The organism is Butyrivibrio hungatei (genome assembly GCF_900101605.1).
Taxonomy (GTDB): domain Bacteria; phylum Bacillota; class Clostridia; order Lachnospirales; family Lachnospiraceae; genus Butyrivibrio; species Butyrivibrio hungatei_B.
In genome coordinates this window covers 111698-133010 of the sequence record NZ_FMUR01000009.1, presented here as the reverse complement: position 1 = coordinate 133010, position 21313 = coordinate 111698, and the positions used below count along the sequence as shown (strand labels likewise).

Genomic DNA, 21313 nt, shown 5'->3' with positions numbered 1-21313 from the left:
TAATATGAAAAAAAGTTTGTTGGAGTAATTGATGGATAAAAGAGACGACATCGTTGAAATTAATCTTGGGGAGCTTTTTTCGATTCTTTTGGGAAGGGCATTTCTCATAATCAGTGCGGGGCTGTTTTTTGCTCTGACAGGTCTGTTTGTGAGTAAGTTCGTCGTTCACCCGGTTTTTGAATCAACGACCAAGATTTACATACTTAATAAAGAGGAAAATCAGACGGTGACATATTCCGATGTTCAGATATCTACGCAGCTTACTTCGGACTATGCGGAGCTTATAAAGAGCAGATATGTTCTGGAAGAAGCCATACAGAGGCTTAATCTTGTAGACATAACTTATGAGGATCTTGCCAAGGTTGTCAAGGTTGATACACCTTCCGATACCAGAATCGTTGCCATTACGGCTAAGGACGAAGATCCGCTTATGGCAATGGAGATTGCAAACTGTATCAGAGAAGTTTCAAGTGAACACATTACAAATGTTATGGATATAGATGCCATCAATGTTGCGGAGACGGCCAATGTTCCTACTAAAAAAGCGAGCCCGAGCGTCTTCAGATGGACGATAGTTTCGGGATTTGCGGGAACGGTTATCGTGGCGTTTTTCGTGGTACTGGGCTTCCTTATGGATGACACCATTAAGAGTAACGACGATGTTGAGAGATATCTTGGACTCAGCACTATCGGACTTATCCCTCTTTCTTCAGATGAACAGGGAAAAAAGAAATCAAAAAAATAAAAAAATAGAATGGAGATTTTATGCAGACCGCAAAACTTCATTTCAGTCAGGCAGAAAATAATTATCAGGTAAAAGAAGCATATAAGACACTTCGAAGTAACGTAGAGTTCAGCGGACAGAATGTCAGAGTTATCTCTGTTACAAGCTGTACTCCGGGAGAGGGAAAAACAACAGTTGCTATGGCACTTGCAAGAGCGTTCGCCGAGGCGGGCAAGAAGACAATTCTTGTCGATGCCGATATGCGTAAGTCTGTTCTTGTGGGTAGATACAGAACGGGTTCTGTAAGGCTCGGTCTTACGCACTGTCTTGTAGGAAGAGAACGCCTATCAAGTGTTATTTGTGAGACGGATACACCTAATCTCTACGTGATATTCAGCGGCCCTGTTCCTCCCAACCCAAGTGAGCTTCTCGGAGGCAGGATTTTTGCCAAAGCACTTGAAAATATGAAACAGGTTTTTGATTACATAATCGTTGATACGCCTCCTCTCGGAAGCGTTATCGATGCGGCCGTTGTTGCCAAGCAGTGCGATGGAACGGTAATGGTAATCGAGAGCAATTCGATCAGCTACAGATTTGCACAGAGGGTAAAAGACCAGCTTGATAAGGCCGGAGCAAAGATGCTCGGAGTGGTACTTAACAAGGTTGATATTAATGGCAAAGGTTACTACGGTCATTATGGCCATTATTACGGCAAATACTATGGTAAGTATTACGGTAAGTACTATGGCAAGTATGGCGAAGGCGAAGCAATGCAGGTTACCCGCCCTAAGGCGCAGGAGACTGTGGCAGAACCTGACGATGACGATTTGGATGAGCTGAATTACCTGGCGGGAGTTACCAGAAAAGACAGATAAGAATTACTACTATAGGCGGCTTAAAGGCTGCATGTGACACATTCGGAGGATGAAGTGAGAGGAAATATACTCGGTATATTTTTTACCATATTGAGCGGAGTGATGATCGCTCTTATAGTCTTGGCATACGGAAGGAGCGATAAAATGGCTCCTGAGTTCAGGTTTTCGGCACTTGATCTTGTTTATGATTCCGCGACAAATGACAAAGACTTAATTGTTGGGATCAATGCGTATGATGCAAAGGACGGAGATATTACAGACAGAATAGTTGTTGAGAAAGTCGTTCTTAACAAAGACGCGGAAACGGCGGTAGTATATTACGCGGTTGCCGATCACAGCGGAAATGTAACAAAACAGTCGAGAGTTTTTCCGGCAAACATTGCGGATATAGAATTTAACGGTGATTCCTCTGAAAAGATAGAGGACGGTATGCACCCCAATATTTCTTTTGAAAACGGGGAGAGCGTGGCTGCGGCATCTTCAGCCGACAGCGAAGAAGAAACAAACGGTAACTAGGAGTCAGGGATGAGGGGAAAAGGAAAGATTTTTCTCATTATATGGGCAGTGCTGATGACGCTTATTTCGGGGGCGTTGCTGGGCTTTGAGATAATGAGAGGTTTTGGAAGAGCAAATCTTGATTCAAAATCGGCAACAACAGCACCTGTTATGGCAAAGTCTGCTCTCTATGAGGGCAATACGACAGGCGATTCCAAGTGGCAGGATGACTGGATCAGATATAACGGCGCTGTTTATGATTACAATGAAGATATAATCACTTTTTTAATAATGGGTATCGACAAGGATGATGAGATCGTTACCAAGGTTGCGGAAGGAACCGATGGAGGCCAAGCGGATGCATTGTTCCTGCTTGCACTTAACCCGCATAATCAGACGATCAGCATTATCGGAATCAACAGAAATACAATGACAGATGTCGATGTTTACGACGAGTACGGAAGATATCAGACAACAGCAAAGGCACAGATTGCTTTGCAACATGGCTTCGGCAACGGCATGGAAGAGTCTTGTGAATATCAGGTGAAGGCAGTGTCGAATCTTTTTCACCAGCTTCCGATTCATGGGTATGCCGCGATAAATATGAGTGCGATTCCTGTGATAAACGATCAGGTCGGTGGCGTGGATGTTGTTGTTTTAGAGGACCTTACCAAGTTTGATAAAAAGCTTGAGAAAGGTGCAAGGGTTCATCTTGAGGGGAAAACGGCATTTCACTATGTAAAGAGCAGGGATATTTACATCCCGAATTCAAACGGCTCAAGACTTGAGAGACAGCGCCAGTACATAAATTCTTTTATTAATTCTGCAAGGACTATGTGCAGGGAGAATAATAACGCGGCGGTTGAACTCTTTACCGCGATAGGAAATAAGATGGTCACCAATATTTCCGCCGACGAGATCTCTTATCTTGCTCCGTTTCTTGTATCATACAAGTTCGATATTGACAATATCGTGACCATAGATGGGAAAACTGAGAAAAACGGCAAGTACGAAGAGTTTTATGCGGATGAAAATAGTCTGTATGAGGCTATTGTAAATGTTTTTTATGAAAAAATTAATGATAAGAACTAATGTAATGTACAGAATGAGACGATATATTGATATGGAGAAGAAAGCCGTAAAAGGATTCTTTTTACTGTTTATTGTACTCGGACTTACGGGATGCTCCAAAGAGGCGTCGAATTCTGTTGGAAATACGGGATTTGAAACGAGTGCGCTTCCTACAGAGCAGGAGTCGGGATTCGACAGTGTAAAAGAGCTCAATGAGGATGCTTTTGCGTGGCTGTATATTCCCAAAACGGAGATCAACTATCCGATCCTTCAAAATGCTGAGGGTGACGATATGTTTTATACGGATCACAACGAGTTCAAAGAGCCCGATGCAAACGGTGCCATATATATCGAGGCGGCAAATCTGAATAACATGTGTGATTTTAATGAGGTTATTCACGGAGCGTCGCCTGCGGACGGGACCAGGTTTGCGGGAATCAATAATTTTTTGGATAAAAAATTTTTTGATGAGCATGAATATGCATATGTATATATGCAGGATAATTCACTTACATATTACATAATTGCGGCCTACACGCGCGATAATACAAGGCTTCTTGAGCAATATGATTTCTCGTATGCTTCGGGATGTTCTGAGTTTATTGATGAGCTTTACAGTAAAGCCGGCATGAATGGGATTATCAGAGAAGGTTGTGAAAGCGGGCTTTCTCCCGAACATTTTCTTATTACGCTTACCACCGACAGTGTTACGGAGCCGGGCAAGCAGACGGTTGTTGTGGGATGCCTTGTAGGTGATGCGGCAGGAAAGATAGACCGTGAGATTGATTACGGAAATGAAGATCAATGATGTAATAGTATATAAAACAGTAATGTTTAATAAAGGAACGGAGGCAAAAATTATGAGAAAGATTCTGGCACTTGCAGTTGCGGGTACACTTATGGTGACAAGTTCCGTATGTGTATTTGCTGCAGAGGGTATTGGTGTTGCTGAAGAGAATACGGATGCAGGTTCAAACGGAGGCAGCGAGGCAACATACAGCCCGACTACGGCAGAATATTGGCAGGAAAAGTATGAAAAAGCAAATGGAGATATTGCCGATCTGAATCGTCAGGTAGGAGCTCTCAGTGCGCAGAAAGATATGCAGGAGCAGCAGCTTAGATCTCTTCAGGATCAGTTTGAGGCTTTTAAGGCTGCCCAGGAAAGAAATAATGCATCTCTTTCAGCTGCAAACAGCACACTTAATAATCAGAAGAACGATCTTATCAATCAGAAAAACAATCTTACAAAGCAGCTTGAAAATACAAAGAAGAGTCTTGATGACGCTGTAAAAGTAAGAGATAAATATCAGGAAAAGTATAGAAATGCAACAAAGCACGGTAAGAACGAAACTCCTTCAAGAGCTGCGCAGCTTAGCAGAAACAATGCGATAGGTGACGGATACGGCGGATATATTGCTCAGGGCGGACACGTTCAGATTAACGGAGGAAAGAGCAATGTGACATTTACACTCGCTGCTCCGACTTCAGGTGTTTTAAGTTCTGCAAGTCAGTATGCAAACAGTGTCGGCGGTACACTTCTTCACTGCGTAACAACAAGCTCACCCGGAGTTTCATTTAAAACTGCGACAGTAAACTTCACTGTTACCGGCGTATATGCGAACGACACTATCGCTGTATATCAGCTCCAGGGCAAAAACTGGGTACAGGTACTTGTTTCATCCGTAACGGATAATCATGTAACCGTAAATCTTACACAGCACGGACCTCTTGCATTTGTGAGAGTTGCAGCGGTTGCCACAGCAACACATTGATAAGATTTTGAAAAAGAATAAAAGATTTAAGGGCGCTTATGCAAAGAAAACTGCATAGGCGCTTTTTAATAATAAAAAGCATTTCACTCGAAAAATCCGCACTGGCTGCGAATTTCTGCAATTTCATTCAATATGAATTGACTTTATTATTTGCGCGTATTACAATGTATTACAAAGAGAGGTGGTTGTTATGGCAATTTCTTTAAGACTAAGTCAGGAAGATACAATGTTGATAAAGAGTTATGCTGCATTACATAATATCAGCATATCAGAACTTTTTCGTCAGTCTGTTATGGAAAAGATTGAAGATGAATATGATCTTCAGTGTTATGAGAAGGCTATGAAGTTATATAAAGAGGACGATAAAACTTTCACTTTGGATGAAGTGGAAAGAGAGTTGGGACTTGATTGATGTATCATGTTGAATTTACAAAAAATGCCTTGAAACAGCTGAAAAAGATGGATAAATCAAGTGCTTCGCTCATTCTTGGTTGGATCAGAAAAAATATAGAAGGATGTGATAATCCCAGAGTTCATGGGAAAGGATTAACCGCAAACAGAAGTGGACAATGGCGTTATCGTGTAGGGGACTATAGAATAATTACGGAAATAGAAGATGATAAAGTTATTGTTTTGGTTTTGAATGTCGGACATCGCAGAGATATATATGATTAACAGGAATATAATTAAACGTTCCGATGGGGAATACGTTCAATTTGCAACGAGTTGCTATGCAACTCGTTGTTCTGTTATAATAGCGTTGCTGTGCATATATATAAATGCGCATGGCAAGATGAGGAGAATATTATGAGTTGGGAAGAAAATGTACGCAAGGTTGTTCCGTACACACCGGGTGAACAGCCCAAAGTTAAGAATATAATCAAGCTTAATACAAATGAGAATCCTTACCCGCCGGCACCTGCGGTTGTGGAAGCGCTTAAGAATATGGATGCGGAAAGTTTTAAGAAATATCCCGATCCTACCTGCGATGTTCTTGTGGAAGCTATAGCTGATTTTTACGAGGTTGATAAAGAGAATGTCTTTGTCGGAGTTGGTTCCGATGATGTGCTTGCAATGGCTTTCATGACATTCTTTAATTCGGATAAGCCGGTTCTTTTCCCGGATATAACATATTCGTTCTATGATGTCTGGGCAGAGCTTTTCAGGATCCCTTACAAGCAGATCCCGTTACTTGATGATTTCTCTGTAAGGATTGAAGATTACTTTGGCGAGAACGGCGGTGTTGTTCTTGCTAATCCCAACGCACCGACGGGCGCACAGCTTCCGATTGATGCAGTTGAGGAAGTGATAAAAAGAAATCCCGACGTAGTTGTTATCGTTGATGAAGCCTATGCTGATTTCGGCGGACAGTCGGTTCTGCCTTTGATAGACAAGTACGATAACCTTTTGGTTGTTCAGACTTTCTCAAAGTCGCGTTCAATGGCAGGAATGAGAATAGGCTATGCATTTGGATGCAAGAAGCTTATCAAATACCTTCTTGACGTGAAATTTGCGTACAACTCATATACAATGAATATGCCTGCACTTGAGCTTGGTTCTCTTGCAATAAAGGACAGAGCTTACTTTGAGAAAACTGTGAGTATGATCGTCAACACGAGAGAGCGCGTTAAGAAAGAGCTTCGTGGGCTTGGCTTTGAGTTTGCAGATTCCAAGACCAACTTCGTCTTTGCAAAGCACAAAGAGAAGTCAGGAAAAGAAATCTTTGATTACCTCAGGGCAAACAACATAATCGTAAGAAGATGGGATGCGCCCAGGATCAAGGAGCACCTCAGAATATCAATCGGAACGGATGAGGAGATGGATATTCTTATTGCAAAGCTTAAAGAGTTTCTGGGATGAGATGTATTTTGTAGATTGATTTGATAAGGAGTGTTATTAGTTTATTATGTTGAATTATTTAATTGTTTTTCTGATATCAATGGTCCCTTTGGTAGAACTTAGAGTAGCAGTGCCTTACGCTATCAAAATTGGACTTCCGGTACTTCCAAGCTATATTATCGCAATTATCGGTAATATGCTTCCGATGCCTTTTATTTTCTTCTTTGCAAGAAAAGTTCTTGAATGGGGAAAAGATAAGCCGATAATCGGTGGATTCTTTACTTTTTGTCTTGAGAAGGGACATAAGGGCGGAGAAAAATTAAAAGAGAAAGCCGGAAATAGCTTGTATTGGGCACTTTTCTTATTTGTAGGAATTCCGCTTCCGGGAACAGGTGCTTGGACAGGCACGCTTGCTGCTTCAATCCTCGATATGGATTTTAAGAAGAGCGTTAAAGCAGTTGTCTGTGGTGTGGTTTTTGCGGGTATTATAATGGGACTTGGAACGAAGGCAGTATTACTTATAGTAAGTTTGTTCTGAACATTTAGTTGAGACAAAGGATTAAACATGGAAGCATACACAGATTTTGCAAATGTATATGACACATTCATGGATGAAACCCCATACGACGTATGGGGTGATTTTGTAGTGGAGCTTTTGAATAAATACGGAGTCACTAAGCCTGTGAAGAATGCAGGATGTCCGACATGTTCAAATGATGAAGCTAATAATACAGATGACAATGATATTCCTGAACAGTCTGCAAATGACAAGGTGCAGAATGAAAATGAATGCGTTACATGTGAATATACAACTGAGGAAGATACCGAGCAGGCGCTTGAAGAAGAGAAAAATCTTATCGTTGAACTTGGCTGCGGAACAGGTTCTTTTACCCTGAATATGGCAAAGCGCGGCTATGATATAATCGGAATAGATATGTCATCCGATATGCTGGATATTGCGAGAAAAAAGACTGCGGCCGAAGGACTTAATGTCATGTATCTTGAGCAGGATATGAGAGAACTTGACCTTTATTGTACATGCGGAACGGTTCTAAGCGTTTGTGACAGCGTAAATTATCTTCTTGAGGATGAGGACGTTATCGAGACTTTTAAGCTTGTGAATAATTTTCTTTTCCCCAAAGGAGTGTTCATATTTGATTTCAATACGCTTCACAAATACAGAGATGTCATCGGTGATGTGACGATAGCGGAGAACCGCGAGGATTGCAGCTTTATCTGGGATAATTATTATCATGGCGAAGAGCATATCAATGAATATGACCTTACGATATTTGCAAAGTGCGGCGAGGGAGATGTGTTCAAGCGCTCTGTTGAGACTCATTATCAGAGAGGATATACGCTCGATGAGATGAAGTCTTTTGTTGAAAAAGCGGGACTTAAGTTTATCGCCTGTTACGATGCGGACACCCACGAGGCTCCGACAGAGGAGAGTGAGAGGATTTATATTGTTGCGGGTGAAAACGGCAAAGATGCGATGTAAGTGCATAAAAATTTTGGTAAAAGTAGTGAGCCTGTTCCCGCATTAAAGAGATTTATGGAAGTATTGATATGCAAAGATAAATGCGATAAATGCATAACAGAGAGGATTAATATATGGTTGTAGTATTACTCAGCTATATTTATATATTTTTAATCTGCCTTATTGCGGGAGTGACGATAAGAAAAGTTCTTTCAAGATTTATTCCCGTTCCGAACGAAGAGAGAATCGGTATTACAGGCATCGTTACCACCGGCATTGTGACGCTAACCGTATATGCCGAGTGTTTCAGTATCTTCTACAAGGTAGGAGCGGTATGTCATGCCTTGATGCTCACGATTCTTGCGATCGGAGCTTATAAGTGTCGCAAGGAAGTAAGCGCGCTTCTTATAAATGTAAAAAAGAGATTCAGGTCAAAAGAGGGCGTTGTTTGTCTTATAATCGTGCTTATATCCGCTTTTTATGCGTCGAGAGGCGTTTTCCACAGGGATACGGGCATCTATCATGCTCAGGCAATCAGGATAATTGAAGAGTATGGTGTCATAAAGGGTATCGGTAATTTCCAGTTGCATTTTGCATATAACAGCTCGTATCTTGCGCTTTGTGCGCTGTTTACGATGAGCTTTATATTGCCGTTTGCACTTCATACGATGACAGGCTTTATAATGGCTCTTTTCACCTGTTATGCCGCTTGCGGCCTTATGAAGTGGACATCTCGCGCTAGCCATACGGCTGATATGGCGAGACTTGCGATAATCATCTATGGCATCACGGTTCTTGAATATCTGCAGTCTCCTGCAACGGACTACGGTGCGATGTACATGGTTCTTTACATCATGTGTGCCTGGATTACGCAGGCAGTTGAGAAAAAAGATGATTCGGAGGATATTCCTGTCTACGGGTATCTTGCGGTTCTTTCTATATTTACGGTCAGCATGAAGCTTTCCGCGGCAGCGCTTGTTGTGCTTGCAGTTCTTCCTTTTATTCTTCTGGTAAAAAAGAAGATGACAAAAGAGACGATTTCTTTTATCGTGATAGGTTTTTTGTCCTTCCTTCCGTATCTTGTAAGGAATGTGATAATCTCCGGATGGCTCTTGTACCCTGCGGAAGCGATAGATTTGTTTAATGTTGTATGGAAGGTTCCTGCAGAATATATGAAGTTTGATGCCAATCAGATCAAGGTTTGGGGCAGAGAGCTTCAAGATATCACAAGTGTAGAGGAAGGCATAACAGTCGGTATATCCGAGTGGCTTCCAATTTGGTGGGAAAAGAAAAGGTTTTATGAGAAACTTCTTCTCGCGTTTCAGGTGGCGGGAGCGGGGGCGGTGCTTCTTAATCTTATCATCAGGAAAGTTAGAAAAAAGATCCGCGCGGATGTAGCAATGTTCTATATCGCCGTGTTTATCAACATTGCCATGTGGTTTTTTACCGCGCCTTTTATCAGGTACGGACTGGCATTTCTGATGCTTCTTCCGATTTGTGCGGCAATGGATCTTGCAGAGAATATATTTAAGGGGAAAGCGTTCCTTAGATTTGCAATGGTAGCTATCGCAGTTGTATGTTTCGGAAACTGGACGGCTCATTATCTTAAGGTTGATAAGAATCGTTTTTCTGAACATGTGAAAGACGGCTATTATGTAACGCCGATTCCGTTTCCTGATTCTGAGACGGAAAGAATTGATATGAACGGAATAATCGTTTACAACACCGTTCATGAAGACGATGAAGTAAACAGTTATTATAATTGCCCGAGTTCATGCTACGGCGACATGATGAATCGAAGTGAGCCGATAGGTACAACTTTGAAAGAGGGATTTAAAGCAAAGTGACGCGGCGGCACAGCCTTGAGTTAAAGCGAAAGGGCTGAAATAGAACAATACAGTCGTAGAGTGACTAAAACAGACAAAAGAGCGCTATTTAGTCACTTGATGAAAATAGCTGTGACTTTAACATGGTGAAAAAAATGACTAAACTCATTAAAAGATGGTGGTTTAGTCATTTTTTGTCTGAAGCAGAATATTCTTTGGGTTTATGTAAACTACAGTTTCAATTAAAACTTAAAGTCGAATTATATCTCAAAGTCGCATTAAATCTCAAAAATAAATTAAAACTCAAAAATAAATTAAAACTCAAAGTCGCGTTATATCTCAATCTCACCTTCAAATACAGTAGTTGCGGGGCCTTCCATGATCACGGGCGATTCGGGCTTTTTATCCCAGGAGCACTTGATGTCGCCGCCGAGAACGTGTACGGTAACTTCCGTGTCTGTAAGACCGTTAAGTATGCATGCAACAGTGGTAGCGCAGCATCCTGTTCCACAGGCAAGTGTCTCGCCTGTTCCGCGTTCCCAGACTCTCATGTGTACGTTGTTCTTGTCATCTATCTTTACGAACTCAGTGTTTGTGCGGTTAGGGAACACTGAGTGATTTTCAAATAAAGGACCTACGGCTTCAATATCGAAGTTTGCAAGGTCTTCGTTTTCCGGAAGGAATACAACGCAGTGGGGGTTACCCATTGATACGCATGTCATGTGCCATGTCTTTTCTGCAACTTCGATGGGAACATCTACAGCGAGTCTTCCGTATTTTGGTGAAAGAGCTTCATATTTTTTATTATCATTAGTAAGAAAATCGTCAGATACTGAAACGGGAACGCTTGTAGCATCAAGGATCGGAGCACCCATATCAACTTTGACAGTCTCTACAAGTCCGTCGGATCCGATCTTAAGGTCGATGTATTTCTTTTTACCTGCACTTACTATTGTAAGGGTGGTCTTATCTGTGAGTTTCTTGTCATAGACATATTTTGCAACGCATCTGATGCCGTTTCCGCACATCTCGGAGCGGGAGCCGTCGGCGTTGTACATTTCCATTTCAAAATCAATGTCATCATCTGCAACTGGATTTATAAAGATAATACCGTCAGAGCCGATTCCGAAGTGGCGGTCTGAAACCATTTGTGCCACCTTAGATTTTTTCTCGGAAGGAACGTTTTCTTTTCCTCCGTCTACATATACATAATCGTTGCCGCAGCCGTGCATCTTGGTAAATTTCATATTGGGTACCTCGCATTCTGTGTATTATAAAGTAAACCGCAAATGTATTGGCGCTTACTATAGTGCTATCTACATTGTATTATAAGTTCAAAAAGTATGGAATTGGTGCTTTTTATTTTGTAAACGTTGATTAGTGTGCTTTTGTGTGAAGATTGTTTATCAAGAGCAGTGTATCAATGTAAGACTGAGTAGTGTATCAGCGTAAGAAAGAGCTTTACTTTTTTGGATTTTTATAGTACATTTTCTCTGTTATTTGTCTTTTTGAATAATCTAATATGATATCAGGAATGTTGCTTGTTCTTAAGCAGCTATATATTCCCACAATTATAACCTATAATGAACAAATTGTTTAAGATGTCTTTGCGTTGCCAAGCTAATGAGTTTAAACGCTTTTATAAAAGCTGAACAGTGGTAATCTCATTGGCGGTTACATAATGAGAAAATTATCTGCTCGCATTCTCAGAAGCTTAGTGATGTATAAAGCATATAAAGTTTGAATACGCAACAGACTTATATGCTACTTGGTAAAAAAATAAAGTGAAGAGCAATAAAATGTATAGGAATTGCGGTCCTTATATGCTTTTCTGAGGTGGGAGTAAGGGAGGATAGCATATAACTTTTTTCATGCTTAGACTTTTTATATGCCTATTGAATGTGGGAACAGAGGTGAAAAGCATATAACAATGGCAAATCAATTTTGAATTATATGTTTTGTGCGCTTGAATAGGGCGTAATAGGGCAAAGAAGTCTCAAAATCGGAGGAAATATGAAAAGGATAGAAGAGATAGATCAGCAGGAGCAGCTGTTGGAATTGCTTAAAAAAAGAAAAGAAATGTTGAAATACCTGATAAGCGAAAAGGAAAAGGCATTGAAATCAGCGCCGGAAGGGACTCTCAGAGTGCTTAAAAGGCCGAATGGATGGCAGTATTACCGAAGGACTGATCCAAAAGATACGAATGGTATTTACATTCCAAAGAAAAGGCAACGGACTGCGCGTGAGCTGGCGCAGAAGGGATATGACAGAAAGGTTTTGGACTTGGCAAAAGAAGAGTTGGAAGTAATTAAGCATTATGAGGACTTCATAAATACAAAATCTATTAAAGATTTATTTGCTTTAATGATGCCCGGTAGAAAGGAACTTATAACTCCGGTATTTGTTACCGACAAGGAATATATAGAAGCCTGGAGAGGGGAGATATATAAACCTATGGGCTTTGAAGGGGATATGTCGGTATATTGTTCAAATGGTGGAGTAAGACTTAGGTCCAAGTCGGAAATAATCATCGCTAACATGCTTGAACAATTCAAAGTTCCATATCGCTATGAATATCCGATAACACTAAAGGGGATTGGAACGGTTCGCCCGGATTTTATGTGTCTTAATATACGAACCAGAAAAGAGTTTATATGGGAACATTTCGGAATGATGGATAACATTGCCTATGCCAATAAGAATATTGCGAAGATAAATGCTTATGAACAGAGTGGGTTTTATCAGGGGAAAAACATGATCATGACATTTGAAACTTCGCAGTATGCTATTAGCTCTTATGTAATAAAGAATATGATAGAGCAGTATCTTCTATAGCGAATTGTAAATAGCTGATTTCATTCCGAAAAGAAAATGTATACAATTATACAAAAAAGTAGTAAACTTTTTCTATATTCGCATGAAAGTGAGGACGAATCGATGTTTAAACCTAACAGTGACTATTTGAAACTTCCCGGAAGCTACCTTTTCAGCACTATCGCAAAGAAGGTTAATGCTTATCAGCAGGCTAATCCGGATAATAAAATAATTAGACTCGGAATCGGAGATGTTACACAGCCTCTTTGCCCCGCAGTAATCGAGGCGCTTCACAAGGCTGTTGACGAGCAGGCCGTAGCTGAGACATTCAGAGGCTATGCTCCCGATCTTGGTTATGATTTCCTTCGCCATGCAATGGCTGAGAACGATTTCAGAAGCAGAGGATGCGACATTGCCGACGATGAAATCTTTATTTCTGACGGTGCCAAGAGTGATTCCGGAAATATTCAGGAAATCTTTTCACAGGATGCCAAGATTGCTGTTTGCGATCCCGTATATCCCGTATATGTTGATTCCAACGTAATGGCAGGAAGAACAGGCGATTACGACGAGAGTACGGGAATCTGGAGCAATGTCATCTACATGCCTTGTACGGCTGAGAATGGCTTTGCACCTGAGCTTCCCAAGGAGACACCCGATCTTATCTATCTGTGCTTCCCCAACAATCCTACAGGTAGTGCTATTACCAAGGATCAGCTTCAGGTTTGGGTTGACTATGCAAATAAAGTCGGCGCCGTTATCATCTTTGATGCAGCTTATGAAGCATATATTTCAGAGGATAACGTTCCTCATTCAATCTATGAGTGCGAGGGTGCAAGAACTTGCGCTATAGAGCTCAGATCATTCTCCAAGAATGCAGGATTCACGGGACTTCGTCTTGGAGCAACAATTATTCCTCATGATCTTACAGTTGATTTTGAGGGCAAAAAAGTTCAGATGCACAGCCTCTGGGCAAGAAGACACGGAACAAAGTACAACGGAGCTCCTTACATCGTTCAGAGGGCGGGAGAGGCTTGCTACACAGATGCAGGTAAGGCTCAGATAAAAGATATGGTTGCACGCTACATGAAGAATGCGAACTATATTCTTAACGGTCTTAAAGACGCAGGATACGACGTTTCAGGTGGTGTTAACTCACCTTACGTATGGCTTCGCACTCCTGACAACATGACAAGCTGGGAATTCTTCGATCACCTTCTTGAGAAGGCAAACGTAGTAGGAACACCCGGATCGGGATTTGGGCCAAGCGGAGAGCACTACTTCAGACTTACGGCTTTCGGAAGCTATGAGAACAGTGTGGAAGCGCTTGAGAGAATTAAGAAGCTCTGATCTTATCAGGAAAAAGAACTGTGTAAACAGAAAGGCATTATTTTTGGAAATGCTTACTAAGTATTTGATAATCTGCCCGCTTATCTTCATTGCGGGCTTTATAGATGCGGTAGCGGGAGGCGGCGGACTTGTGTCGCTTCCCGCTTATATGATTACGGGAATTCCCGTACATAACTGTATAGCTACAAACAAAATGAGTTCATTTATGGGAACATCGGTAACTACGGCAAAATATGCGCGAAGAGGTTTTATTCCGTGGAAGATAGGAATAGTATGCGTTCCGTGCGCACTCGCCGGATCTGCGCTTGGAGTAAAGGCTTCACTTCTTGTTCCCGACAATATTCTTAAGACAATCCTTATGATAATCATCCCGCTCACGGGAATCTATGTTATTACACGCAAAGGAAATCTGGAAACAAATACGGTCCGTTCCGACAAAGCGGCCTTATTTATAAGTGCTTTTGTGGCTTTTTTCATCGGTGCATACGACGGCTTCTACGGCCCCGGAACCGGTGTGTTTTTGATACTTCTTTTGACCTGTTTTGCGGGAATGAAGCTTACAACAGCCAACGGACTTACCAAAGTGATAAATCTGTCCACCAACATCGCGGCACTTGTGGTATTTCTGATAAACGGGCAGGTACTTCTTCCGCTTGGCGCAGTCGCAGGTCTTTTCAACATTGCAGGTAATTACATTGGAGCTACATGCTTTGAAAAAAACAGCTCCAGGATCGTTAAGCCGGTCATGATAGCGGTACTTTCGATTTTCTTTATTAAGCTGATGTTTGAGATGTGTATTGGATAATATTTGAAGAAACGTATACTATATTCGTGGCTTTTGACACCTATATGATAATACGATAGAATAAAATCTGCGTATATCGTAAAAAGAGGTCGGTAGTACCGAGCTCAATAAATGAGATAATTATTTAGAAAACAGGAGTAACGGATATGGCATTATTGAAAAAATGGCATGATATGGCTTATTCAGAGACTACAGACAAGGGTACCCTCCAGAAATTATGGACAGAGTACTTCCAGAAAGAGCGCGACATCTATGCGCAGCTTTTAAAGAATCCCGATGAAGTTGTTAAGGGAACAGTTAAAGAGCTTGCAGAGAAATACAAAGTTGACATAATGACTATGGTTGGTTTCCTCGACGGAATCAACGACAGTCTTAAGGAGCAGAATCCTATCGAAGAGATGGAAGAGGATACTGAGGTTAACCTTGGCTTCGAAAAAGAACTCCTTTACAAAAACATGGTAAACGCCGGCGCAGACTGGCTCTACAACCTTCCTGAATGGGAAGAGATCTTTGACGAGGACAAGAGAAAAGCCCTCTACAAAGAAGAGAAGGCTTCTCACACAATCAGAAAAGAAGAGAAGATCTATCCCAACGATCCCTGCCCGTGCGGAAGCGGCAAGAAGTATAAGAAGTGCTGCGGAAAGAACGCATAAGTAATCACCTAGCGAGGTTTTTTCGAGCTTGGTGTACTACTTAGTTCCGGCGAGCGCTATGCGCGAAAGCGGAACATCATAAATATAAAAAAGCATGGCTGTACCCGGTAGGTATAGCAGAAGGAGCTGAAATGACAAAAGAAGAATATTTAGAAGTTTACCGCCATTCATTGGCACACATTCTCGCTAAGGCTGTTATAGAGCTTTACGGAAAGGAAGTGCAGTATGCAATCGGACCTCAGATCGACGACGGTTGCTACTACGATTTCGTACTTCCCAAGGCTGTGACACAGGATGATTTCAAGACCATAGAGGATAAGATGCGTGAGATCATCAAGAGAAGAGAAGACTTTACACGCAAAGAGGTTTCAAGAGCGGAAGCACTTGAAATGTTCAAGGATCAGAAGTTTAAGACAGAGCTTATCAACGATCTTCCCGAAGATGAAACTTTGACAGTTTATTATACAGGCGATGATTATGTCGATCTTTGCCGCGGACCTCATGTAGCAAACTCTCAGGAGCTTATGAATGTAGCTTATCAGGTGAAGGCTGTTTCAGGAGCGTACTGGAGAGGCGATGAGAAGAGAGACCAGCTTTCAAGAATTTATCTTTATGCTTTCCCGAGCAAGGATGAGCTCAAAAAGCACATCAAGATGATCCAGGAAGCAATGGAGCGCGATCACAAGAAGATCGGTGCCCAGCTCGATCTCTTTATGTTTGATGAGACCGCACCCGGTATGCCTTACTGGCTTCCCAGAGGCTGGAAGATGTATCAGGCACTTCTTAAATATTCAAGAGAAGTACAGGAGAGACACGGTTACACAGAAATCGCAGCTCCCCTTGTTAATAACAAAAAGCTTTGGCTTATAAGCGGACACTGGGCTCATTACGTAAATAACATGTTCATGGTTCCCGGTGTTTCGGGATGGCTCAAGGCAGATGCTGAGATTCCCGGCATCCTTGAGAATATCAATGAACCTGATGAAGAGCCTAAGAACATTAAGATTCTGGCTAAATCCGTTATATATAATCGTGAGCAGGACGACACAATGGCTGCAAAGCCCATGAACTGTCCAAATGCGATGATGACATATAAGAGAACAAACCACTCTTACAAAGAGCTTCCTATCCGTTACAGCGAATATGATGTTCTTCATCGTAAAGAGAAGTCAGGACAGATGAACGGTCTTTTCCGTGTTCAGGAGTTCCGTCAGGATGATGACCATACATTCGTAATGGAATCTCAGATAAAAGAAGAGATTGCCGATATTATCGCGATCGCTGATGAAATCTACTCGACATTCGGTGTTACATACAGAGCCGAGTTCTCAACAAGACCCGATGACTTCATGGGTGATATCGAAGTTTGGAACAGAGCGGAAGCTGCTCTTAAGGAAATCCTCGATGAGAAGTATGGCGAGGGTGGATATGAGATCAACGAAGGAGACGGTGCGTTCTATGGACCTAAGATCGACCTTCAGATCAAGGATGCACTCGGAAGAGAATGGCAGTGCGGTACTGTACAGCTTGACTTCCAGCTTCCTCACAACTTTGGCCTTACATACCAGGCTCAGGACGGAACAATGCAGATGCCTGTAGTTATTCACAGAGCTATCTACGGTTCACTTGAGAGATTCATCGGTATCATCATCGAGAACTTCAAGGGAGTATTCCCGTTCTGGCTCAGCCCTTATCAGGTTGGTATCGTGCCTATCCGTGTAGAGCATAACGAGTATGCCAAGAAGGTTGAAGAGGCTCTTGTAAAAGCCGGAATCCGTGTTGAAGCTGATTACTCAGACAACAACATGAAAGAGAAGATCAAGAAGTTCAAGAACTACAAAGATCCGTACATCATTGTTGTCGGTGACAAGGAAGCACAGGAGAACACTGTATCTATCAATGTTCGTGGTTCCAACAAGCAGGTTCAGAACGTTCCTCTTGATGCACTCGTTGAGATGTGCAAGAAGATGAACGAAGAGCACAGCCTTGAGCTTATCGACAGCTACGAAGCTTGATATATTTGTTTTGTAAAAGAAATTATAAAGACCTGGCCATATTATATGGTCAGGTCATTTAATGAAATGGGGCGTCTTATCTATGAATAAAAAGAAAATTTTATTCAATGCAATAGTTGCGGCATTAATGGCATTTGCCATTTTTGTTACTAACGCTCTATGCCTTGAACTGGCAGCAGGCGAAGAGCTTAAGGAAGCAACTGGATGTACTTTCGTCCTTAATTCCGAATTTGTTCCTGCCGGGGTGAAGGGTTACTATGTAAATAAGTACAGACCTATGGAATCATCATCTGTAAGTTACAATGTGCATGATAACAGCGCCGACTCCATGCTTACGAACAGAGAAAAAGCCGAGATCGCAAGCGGTGAAAAGAGTATCGACAGCCTCGGAAAACTCGATAAGCACAAATATGAAGCTCTCGTTTCGGAAGGGTATAAGGCTCAATATGGAGCAGATGTGGGATTCAAAGTAGAATCTTTTGACCACATAGAAATAGACGGCTATCCCGGTTACAAGATAGTCGCCAAATATGAACCCGAAGGCTCGCAGGTCGTTCATCAGACCGTATATATAATACGTTCCAAATATCGCACATTCACCATCACATATCAAAGAGCTGCAGATGACGATTGCGAGGAAAGCTTTAATATAAGTGCAAGTACTATAAGGGTCCACTGACCGTTACGCGGTGGCAGTGTAAAACTTAGGGGCTTATTGCAAGGTATGGCTGTAGCCTTTTTGCTGCTTTCATCGAAATTATATTGGCCCGAGGATTGGATATATGCTGCGCGAAGTTGTCTGAGCAGATGCACCTTAGAATTTTCACCTGTTCATGCAGATTCGTTATATCCTCTTGTTTTTCTAAAGGTCAGATTACTTTCCCTCTTGCATGCTTCGAAAAGAACTTGCAGGACGCTCGAAAAATTATATTGGTCATGGTCATACGGTGCGTAGCACCTACAGCAAAAAGGCTACAGCCATGCCTTGCAATAAGCGGGAAGTTATATATATGCCGCAGTATAATTCTCGGATTTTACAAGTACTTCATCCGTAAAAAGTCTGATCTGTAAAAGGTCCCGGTTATCGGGGTGGCTTGACGCATCGTCAAGCATACTCAGCATTATTTCTATTTGTACATCTTCGCATGTCCCGCGAAGAGATTCATATTTGTTTCTGATTTCAGAACGCATTTTTCCAAGACAAAAGAATGAACCTAAAAAGTTATTGTCCGCCGCAAGCCATGCTCTGGCGTTTTGCTCGAGTACCTTGTGGTATTCGTAACTGTCGCCGAGACCGCATGTGCCGAAGAAAACAACATTTTTGCCGTGCAGAGAGGAGATAAGATCGATTATCTCAAGACTGCATGAACCTCGGTTGACCCAGAAGCCTATAAAATAAAGCTCTGCATCCAGAGTGCCGTTCCAGGCCCGTATGTCTACAAGGCCCTTGTCATCTTTGGGACAATTTATGGCATTATAAATTTCTTTTGCCAGCATAAGGGTATTACCTGTTTCACTGGCGTACACGACCAGATATTTTTTCATTCTATGCTTTCTTTTTAAACTCGGTCATACACTTGGGGCAGCGAACCATGATGGTTCCGGCACCCTTTGGTATGCGTATCTTCTGCTTGCATTGCGGGCAGGTATAGATGTGATAGTGTTTGCGCTGAACAAAGTTGTTTTGCGTTTTTCTGAAGAATAAACGTATCTTTTGCTCAATTCTTATAAAACTCTCATTTTCCTTGTATCTCTTTGTGATATTTTTCGATAAAAGCCTGAAATATGAGTAGATCAATAACGCAAAGGCAACATAGTATAGAATACCAAATGGTGAACAAAGCGAGACGATCAAAGCTATTACTGACAATATCAAAAGAAACCTTGTGAGTTTGTCCATTCCGTAGGAACCGTAGCGTCCCTGGAAAAATTGGGAGAAAAAGTTTCTCATTTTAGGTCTCCTTATTATGAAATTATATACAAAAGTCGGTGTACAAAACCTCCACCGACATCATAATTGTACCGTCAGAATGCTATATATACAATGAACTTAAGAGGAAATTATTATAAAAAAACGATAAAACAGCGACTTTCAGCGATTCAATGTGCCAAAAAAACGATGTTTTCGCGCTTTTTGGGCAGGTTGATTATTATTAGATTAAACAATATAATAATAGAGGTTGCTCAGCTAAATTAAGAGCAACCTTTTAGTCTTTTATATGGAGGAATTATATGCAGATCATAGTAGTTGGCTGTGGAAATGTCGGCCAGACGCTTACTCAACAACTTAGCAAGGAGGGACATGACATAACAGTCATTGAGGAAAACAGTAATGTTCTCCAATATGTGGTAAACAGTTATGATGTCATGGGAATAGTTGGTAACGGTGCCAGTTATTCCATAATGAAGGATGCGGGAATTGAGTCAGCGGATCTTATGATTGCTGTTACTGAGTCGGATGAGCTTAATCTTCTCTGTTGTCTTATTGCGAAGAAAGCAGGTAACTGCCACACAATAGCAAGAGTACGTAATCCGATCTATAAAAAAGAGATCAATTTCATCAAAGAAGAACTTGGTCTTTCAATGGTAATCAATCCCGAGGAAGCAGCGGCGGGAGAAGCGGACAGACTTCTTAAGTTCCCGTCGGCTACGAAGGTTGAGACTTTTTCAAGGGGAAGAGCGGAGCTCGTAAAGTTCATCGTTACCAAGAACCTCAGAATCTGCGATAAGGCTCTGAGAGATATCCCTGACGACCTCAAGAAGCAGGTTATTATTTCTGTTGTATCACGTGACAATGAAGTATTTATCCCGGACGGTAACTTTATATTAAGGGCCGGAGATGAGATAACAATTTTTGGATCGAGCAGAAACACACTTACATTCTTTAGAAAGCTCGGACTTCCGACTGCGAAGGTTCCGTCAACTATAATCGTCGGCGGCGGAGAGACAGGTTTTTATCTGGCAAAAGAGCTTATCTCTATAGGAATCAAAGTTACTCTTTTTGAAAAAGATGCATCAAGATGCAAGGAGCTTTCGGAGCTTCTTCCTCAGGCACTTATAATAAACGGCGACGGAACGGATAAGGATATGCTTCTTGAAGAAGGCATCACTTCCGTCGGTTCTTTTGTAGCGCTCACAAACCTTGATGAAGAGAATATCATGCTCTCAATGTACGTTAAGAGCATAAATCCCAAGGCTAAGATTATTACTAAGGTTCACAGAGTAAATTACGGGGATATAATCGGTTCGCTTGATATAGGAAGTGTCATTTATCCCAAGAATATTACCGCTGACAGGATAGTTCAGTTTGTAAGAGGTATGTCAGCTTCCAAGGACAGTAATATTGAGACATTGTACAAACTTAATGATGAGCGCGTTGAGGCACTTGAGTTTATCGTAAGAAAGGGAAGTCCCGTAATCGATGTTCCTCTTGCACAGCTCAATCTTAAGAAGGGCATTCTTATAGCCTGCATAAATCACTACGGAGAGATACTGTCTCCTACAGGTGCGAGTGTGATCAAGGACAGAGACTCCGTGATCGTTGTTACAACGCATACAGGATTAAAAGACATAAATGATATTTTGGAGAACTAA

At 41.7% G+C, this 21313-nt stretch carries 21 protein-coding genes; 19 read left to right on the top strand and 2 right to left on the bottom strand.

Features of this window, described 5'->3' with window-relative positions; genetic code table 11:
- The first annotated feature begins 31 nt into the window (after positions 1–31).
- The 12 genes from BLP87_RS08470 (at position 32) to BLP87_RS08415 (ending at position 10103) form a co-directional block, all read left to right on the top strand.
- A complete protein-coding gene (locus BLP87_RS08470) occupies positions 32–745 on the top strand; it encodes a YveK family protein (protein ID WP_074462311.1) in 714 nt (237 codons plus the stop codon).
- A gap of 20 nt (positions 746–765) precedes the next feature.
- Entirely contained in the window at positions 766–1599 is an 834-nt protein-coding gene (locus BLP87_RS08465) for a polysaccharide biosynthesis tyrosine autokinase (protein WP_074462310.1), read from the top strand.
- A gap of 54 nt (positions 1600–1653) precedes the next feature.
- Positions 1654–2115, top strand: a complete 462-nt coding sequence (locus tag BLP87_RS08460) for a DUF5011/hyalin repeat domain-containing protein (RefSeq protein ID WP_074462309.1) — start codon at positions 1654–1656, stop codon at positions 2113–2115.
- Positions 2116–2124: 9 nt separating this feature from the next.
- The gene (locus tag BLP87_RS08455; RefSeq protein WP_074462308.1) at positions 2125–3186 is read left to right on the top strand and encodes an LCP family protein; all 1062 of its coding nucleotides are present in this window, start codon (positions 2125–2127) and stop codon (positions 3184–3186) included.
- Entirely contained in the window at positions 3173–3973 is an 801-nt protein-coding gene (locus BLP87_RS08450) for a class B sortase (protein ID WP_176756623.1), read from the top strand. Before BLP87_RS08455 ends, BLP87_RS08450 begins: the two co-directional genes overlap by 14 nt.
- A 52-nt stretch (positions 3974–4025) precedes the next feature.
- On the top strand, positions 4026–4937 hold the full coding sequence (locus BLP87_RS08445; RefSeq protein WP_143002115.1) for a hypothetical protein: 912 nt from the start codon (positions 4026–4028) through the stop codon (positions 4935–4937).
- Positions 4938–5127: 190 nt separating this feature from the next.
- Positions 5128–5349 carry a type II toxin-antitoxin system RelB family antitoxin gene (gene relB / locus BLP87_RS08440; protein ID WP_074462305.1) on the top strand — a complete coding sequence of 74 codons (222 nt, stop codon included), beginning with the start codon at positions 5128–5130 and terminating at the stop codon, positions 5347–5349.
- The gene (locus tag BLP87_RS08435; RefSeq protein WP_074462304.1) at positions 5346–5612 is read left to right on the top strand and encodes a type II toxin-antitoxin system RelE family toxin; all 267 of its coding nucleotides are present in this window, start codon (positions 5346–5348) and stop codon (positions 5610–5612) included. The genes relB and BLP87_RS08435 overlap by 4 nt, the downstream gene beginning before the upstream one ends.
- 129 nt (positions 5613–5741) lie before the next feature.
- Positions 5742–6797, top strand: a complete 1056-nt coding sequence (gene hisC, locus BLP87_RS08430) for a histidinol-phosphate transaminase (RefSeq protein ID WP_143002117.1) — start codon at positions 5742–5744, stop codon at positions 6795–6797.
- Positions 6798–6843: 46 nt separating this feature from the next.
- Entirely contained in the window at positions 6844–7314 is a 471-nt protein-coding gene (locus tag BLP87_RS08425; protein ID WP_176756622.1) for a COG2426 family protein, read from the top strand.
- A gap of 27 nt (positions 7315–7341) precedes the next feature.
- Positions 7342–8277: a class I SAM-dependent DNA methyltransferase gene (locus BLP87_RS08420; protein WP_074462302.1), complete on the top strand. Its 936-nt coding sequence runs from the start codon at positions 7342–7344 to the stop codon at positions 8275–8277.
- A 113-nt stretch (positions 8278–8390) separates the two neighbouring features.
- Positions 8391–10103: an LIC_10190 family membrane protein gene (locus BLP87_RS08415; RefSeq protein WP_074462301.1), complete on the top strand. Its 1713-nt coding sequence runs from the start codon at positions 8391–8393 to the stop codon at positions 10101–10103.
- Between the two features lie 311 nt (positions 10104–10414).
- Here the strand turns inward: BLP87_RS08415 and dapF are convergent, their stop codons facing one another.
- A complete protein-coding gene (dapF, locus tag BLP87_RS08410) occupies positions 10415–11329 on the bottom strand; it encodes a diaminopimelate epimerase (protein ID WP_074462300.1) in 915 nt (304 codons plus the stop codon).
- 766 nt (positions 11330–12095) lie between these two features.
- On the opposite strand from dapF, the gene BLP87_RS08405 reads away from it, so the two are divergent.
- From BLP87_RS08405 to BLP87_RS08380, 6 genes are all read left to right on the top strand, one after another.
- Positions 12096–12917 carry a hypothetical protein gene (locus BLP87_RS08405; protein WP_026656850.1) on the top strand — a complete coding sequence of 274 codons (822 nt, stop codon included), beginning with the start codon at positions 12096–12098 and terminating at the stop codon, positions 12915–12917.
- Positions 12918–13019: 102 nt separating this feature from the next.
- Positions 13020–14246, top strand: a complete 1227-nt coding sequence (locus tag BLP87_RS08400) for an LL-diaminopimelate aminotransferase (RefSeq protein ID WP_074462299.1) — start codon at positions 13020–13022, stop codon at positions 14244–14246.
- Positions 14224–15051, top strand: a complete 828-nt coding sequence (locus tag BLP87_RS08395) for a sulfite exporter TauE/SafE family protein (RefSeq protein ID WP_330390027.1) — start codon at positions 14224–14226, stop codon at positions 15049–15051. Before BLP87_RS08400 ends, BLP87_RS08395 begins: the two co-directional genes overlap by 23 nt.
- Before the next feature lie 146 nt (positions 15052–15197).
- Positions 15198–15704 (top strand): SEC-C metal-binding domain-containing protein, encoded by a 507-nt coding sequence (locus BLP87_RS08390; RefSeq protein WP_026514689.1) that lies wholly within the window; start codon positions 15198–15200, stop codon positions 15702–15704.
- Positions 15705–15835: 131 nt separating this feature from the next.
- Entirely contained in the window at positions 15836–17719 is a 1884-nt protein-coding gene (locus BLP87_RS08385; protein ID WP_074462298.1) for a threonine--tRNA ligase, read from the top strand.
- Between the two features lie 82 nt (positions 17720–17801).
- The gene (locus BLP87_RS08380; protein ID WP_074462297.1) at positions 17802–18398 is read left to right on the top strand and encodes a hypothetical protein; all 597 of its coding nucleotides are present in this window, start codon (positions 17802–17804) and stop codon (positions 18396–18398) included.
- Positions 18399–18721: 323 nt separating this feature from the next.
- On the opposite strand, the gene BLP87_RS08375 is transcribed toward BLP87_RS08380, so the two are convergent.
- Positions 18722–19264 (bottom strand): flavodoxin family protein, encoded by a 543-nt coding sequence (locus BLP87_RS08375; RefSeq protein WP_074462296.1) that lies wholly within the window; start codon positions 19262–19264, stop codon positions 18722–18724.
- Between the two features lie 687 nt (positions 19265–19951).
- Here BLP87_RS08375 and trkA point away from each other — a divergent pair.
- On the top strand, positions 19952–21313 hold the full coding sequence (trkA, locus tag BLP87_RS08365) for a Trk system potassium transporter TrkA (RefSeq protein WP_074462294.1): 1362 nt from the start codon (positions 19952–19954) through the stop codon (positions 21311–21313).